Genomic DNA, 3,747 nt, shown 5'->3' with positions numbered 1-3,747 from the left:
GTGCTTGCGGAAGAGCGGCATGTAGCGCGCCCGCACCGCGGCCGTGGGTCGCTCCACAATCGCGCCGCCATGCGGCCCTGACGAGAAGGCCGGGTGGTGCGAGAACACCACCACATGCTGATAGCGCGTGCGATCGAGCCCTTCGAGCTGCTGCTGCACCCACATGAACTGCACCGAGTCTTCGGCGATGTTCGAATCGAAGGCGATCACGAACGTATTGCCGTAGCCGAAGGCGTACGTGGGATAGCCGCTGAGGCGCCGTGTGGCCCCGTCGGCCGGAATGAGTGCGCCTACCGCGCGCAGGTAGTTTGCGAGTCCTTCCTTGCGCCCCGGATTTTCGAGTTCACCGGCCGAGGTCACATCGTGATTGCCCGGCGCGAGGAAGTACGGCACGCCGCCAGCGGTGGTGATGCGGTTGATGAGGCTTACGAAGCTCACGTTCCACTGCTTCGGATCGCGGCCGTTCACCACCGCATCACCGCTCTGCAGCACGAACCGCACTGGCTCGGGCCCCTTCTCGAGGCGAGTGATGGTGCGGAGCATCTCGTCCACCACCAGGCCGTGCTCGTACTGCTCGGCGGTTCCATCGCGCCGGCCGCGGGTATCGCCGTAGGCGATGAACGAGAAGCGCGTCACGCCCGCACTCTGGTCTTCGGCGGGCAGCGGGCGGAGCGGCTTGGCGATGGCGATGACGGTGTCGCGGGCGGCGGCCGTCTGGGCGAAGACAAGGCTCGGCGCACCGAGCACGGCGAGGGCGGCGGCAGCGCGGAGGGCGCGCGCGGCCGAGGCGTTGGGGAGGAGAGACATGGAGAGAATTCCCGCTCCGGCGGGCCAATGCGCAAGCGCGGACTTCGCGGCCACCACCCGTGCCCGGTGGGGAAGCCTGCCGCGCGGCCCTTGCCCGGGCGACCGGGACGCCCGTGATTTCGTCGTGCGAGTCCCTCTCGACCAGGCGTGAGTCCGATGCGTCCGTGGCACTTCCCCGTCCTGCTGCTGCTCCTCAGCGCGGGGCCCCGTCTCCCTCTGCAGGATGCACCCATGGCGGTGACGCTCTTCACCTTCGATCGGGCCGACGAGGCCGCGTGGTACGTGGTCAACGATGGCGTGATGGGGGGCCGCTCTCTGGGGGGCGTCGCCGTCGAAGCGGGCACGCTCCGCTTCACGGGCACGCTGGTGACGCAGGGCGGCGGATTCACCTCGGTGCGCGCCCGCCGGAATGTCGACCTCACAGGCGAGGACGGCCTCGAGCTGCGTGTTCGCGGCAGCGGCCGCCCATTCGAAGTGGAGCTCGATGACGGGCAGCGCCGCTTCGGGCGCACCGTGTCGCGTCGGGCGCCGGTACCGACCACCGCCGAGTGGACGGTGGTGCGCGTGCCCTTCAGCGCGTTGCGCAACAGCATCTTCGGTCAGCCCGTGAACGCGCCGCCGATCGACCTCACGCGCATCCAGAGCGTGGGCCTCTACATGCTCGACGGCAGAGATGGTCCCTTCCGCGTGGAAGTGGACTACATCCGGAGTTACGTAGCGGGAGCGCGCTAGACATTCAGCTTGCTTGCCCGCTGTTGTTTAGCGGGACTCGGACGCCCCAGCATCGAGTGCACCGCCAAGTTGTACGAGATCGTATAGATCCTTCGGCCGGCCGCTCGCCTGTTTGTTGGCAAGCAGAGCGCCGAGTCCAATGACCGGAAGCACTTCTCCGTTGATCGGCAGATGCAGTGCCCCGTCTTGGGCCTCTTCAAAGGTGACGCCAGAGAGTTCGGAAAGCAGGTCGATGCGGCTCGGCGGCTCTCCAAAAGCCGTGACGGTATTCGCCGCCTCGAGATGGGCTCGATCGAGCACTAGAGGCGGGGCCCCGAAGTCTGCCAACGCGGCGAGCACCCGCGTCACGTTATCCGGCGTGCGGCGATAGAAAAAGTCGATGTCGACCGTCGCCCGTATGTAGCCGTGTACGCCCACGGCATAGCCGCCAACAAGCAGGTACTCCACCCCGTTCGCGTTCAGCGAGTGCACGAAGTCCATAAAGTCCACCGGAAACTCCGCGGCGGACGGCTGGTTCGGGCGTCCCTCGCCCGCCGGCGTCACTGGCGCGGTGAGCGCGCCGCCCGTTGCAGCGCGGTCGCGAGCGCGGAAGCGTTTGCCACTGCGCCGAGCCGCGCTGTCGCCGGCGACGGGGGCGAGGGATCAACCTGAGCCTGAAGAGTAGAAAGCGAGCCGGTCCAGCGGCTTCGGCGCTGCGCAGCGCGCTGCGCGCGGGCGAGCTCTGGATCGCCCATTGCTGCCGTACGGTGCAGGTGAACGGACACCCCCACAAGCGACAGCAGGCGCAGCGCCGTCTCGAGCGAAACATTCGGGCGCTTTCCCTGCTCGAACTCGCTCACGAGGCGTGGGCTTACTCCAGCACTGGCGGCTAGTTCGGCGATGGGCATCCGTCGATTGCGACGGGCCTCGCGTAGCGTCGATGCGATGGTACGTAGAACCGCCGAAGTCTCGGACATTTGATAAATCTGCCGATCTCGACACCCCTTTTCAATCCCTTTATGTAACACCTGGTCGGCGCGCACCTGTGTTTCGCGTCGCCCGTCGATAACGAATGCGAAACGGCGGCCTCCACGTGGAGACCGCCGTTTGCGTTTTCGATCAGAGCGGGCGACCGGACTCGAACCGGCGACGTCCAGCTTGGGAAGCTGGCATTCTACCAACTGAATTACGCCCGCGATGTGAAGTGGAAGGTAGTGCCCGGACACGTCCGTGACAACGGGCACCCCGAGCCACTCACGCCGCCGCGTCCACCCAATCGCGCGGCAACCTGCGGGACGCCAGCAGCATCAGCACCGCGGCGCCGGCGTAGAACGACAGCCCGTACGTGATCGCGTAGCGCATGCTCTCGGTGCCGTACACCGGCGCGAGGCGGTCGGAGAGGAACCCGAAGATCCAGAGCCCCACGCCGAGTCCGAGCAGGTTGATGACCAGCAGGAACAGGGCGCTGGCGGTGCTCCGCATGCTCGCGGGTACGAGATGCTGCACGGCCGTCATCACGGGCCCCATCCACGCGAGGTTGAGCCCCGTGGGGATGAGAAAGAGCACCCAGGCAACCACCGGGTTCGACGTGCGCATCGCCGCGAGCATCAGCGGCAGCGCCACGAGATAGCACACCGCCGGCGTGCGCGCGTACGCGCCGCGATCACGCGGCCCCAACCGGTCGGCGATCACGCCGCCCAGCCAGAGGCCGGCGAGGCCGCCGAACAGCTGAATGCACCCGTAGTACACCGACGTCTGCGCCAGCGTGAACCCCGCACTGCGCATGAAATAGCTCGGCAACCAGAAGCCGAGCCCGTAGCCGCAGATGCTCGAGCAGGCCGCACCGAGCGCCAGCAGCCAAAAGGTCGGCGTACGCAGCACGAGCGCCGCCACGGCCGCAAACGGCGGCGCGGTCTGAACGGACGACGCACTGGCGCCGTCGAGCGCGCCGTCGAGCGCCCCGCGCACCGGGTCCTTCACCACCCACTTGAACAGCGGGGCGAAGAGTACGCCGGCCGCCCCCACACTGAGCAGCGTCCAGCGCCAATCCACCCACGCCGCCATAAGGCCGCCGAACATGATCCCGGCGCCGGAGCCCAGCGGTACGCCGAACGAGTAGACCGCCAGCGCCCGCGCCCGCTGCTCGCGCGGGAAGTAGTCGGCAATGAGCGAGTACGCCGGCGCTACACCACCGGCCTCCCCCAGCCCCACACCCACCCGCGCGAGGAA

General features: G+C 67.8%; 5 protein-coding genes and 1 tRNA gene. 1 reads left to right on the top strand and 5 read right to left on the bottom strand.

From position 1 onward, the window contains the following. On the bottom strand, positions 1–807 hold an 807-nt coding region (locus tag ACIQ6O_RS14275), incomplete at its 3' end, for a metallophosphoesterase family protein (protein ID WP_396208450.1). A 156-nt stretch (positions 808–963) separates the two neighbouring features. On the opposite strand from ACIQ6O_RS14275, the gene ACIQ6O_RS14270 reads away from it, so the two are divergent. After that, positions 964–1,539, top strand: coding sequence for a CIA30 family protein (locus ACIQ6O_RS14270; protein ID WP_396208451.1), 576 nt, complete (start codon positions 964–966; stop codon positions 1,537–1,539). Between the two features lie 27 nt (positions 1,540–1,566). Here ACIQ6O_RS14270 and ACIQ6O_RS14265 read toward each other — a convergent pair whose 3' ends face one another. The 4 genes from ACIQ6O_RS14265 to ACIQ6O_RS14250 all read right to left on the bottom strand — a co-directional run. Next, positions 1,567–2,019: a hypothetical protein gene (locus tag ACIQ6O_RS14265; protein ID WP_396208449.1), complete on the bottom strand. Its 453-nt coding sequence runs from the start codon at positions 2,017–2,019 to the stop codon at positions 1,567–1,569. 59 nt (positions 2,020–2,078) lie between these two features. Continuing rightward, positions 2,079–2,495, bottom strand: coding sequence for a helix-turn-helix transcriptional regulator (locus ACIQ6O_RS14260; RefSeq protein ID WP_396208448.1), 417 nt, complete (start codon positions 2,493–2,495; stop codon positions 2,079–2,081). A 146-nt stretch (positions 2,496–2,641) separates the two neighbouring features. Then, positions 2,642–2,714 (bottom strand) — tRNA-Gly (locus ACIQ6O_RS14255). Positions 2,715–2,772: 58 nt separating this feature from the next. Then, positions 2,773–3,747 (bottom strand): spinster family MFS transporter (locus ACIQ6O_RS14250; RefSeq protein ID WP_396208447.1); only part of this gene is annotated, 975 nt, incomplete at its 5' end.

The organism is Gemmatimonas sp. (assembly GCF_044345575.1).
Lineage (GTDB): Bacteria > Gemmatimonadota > Gemmatimonadetes > Gemmatimonadales > Gemmatimonadaceae > Gemmatimonas.
The sequence above is the reverse complement of the archived record's forward strand: the minus strand, read 5'-3'. Positions and strand labels throughout refer to the sequence as shown.

Excerpts from the sequence above, each read along its gene's own strand:
- ACIQ6O_RS14265 (WP_396208449.1), bottom strand. The coding sequence starts at position 2,019 with ATGGACTTCGTGCACTCGCTGAACGCGAACGGGGTGGAGTACCTGCTT.
- ACIQ6O_RS14260 (WP_396208448.1), bottom strand. The coding sequence starts at position 2,495 with ATGTCCGAGACTTCGGCGGTTCTACGTACCATCGCATCGACGCTACGC.
- ACIQ6O_RS14270 (WP_396208451.1), top strand. The coding sequence starts at position 964 with ATGCGTCCGTGGCACTTCCCCGTCCTGCTGCTGCTCCTCAGCGCGGGG.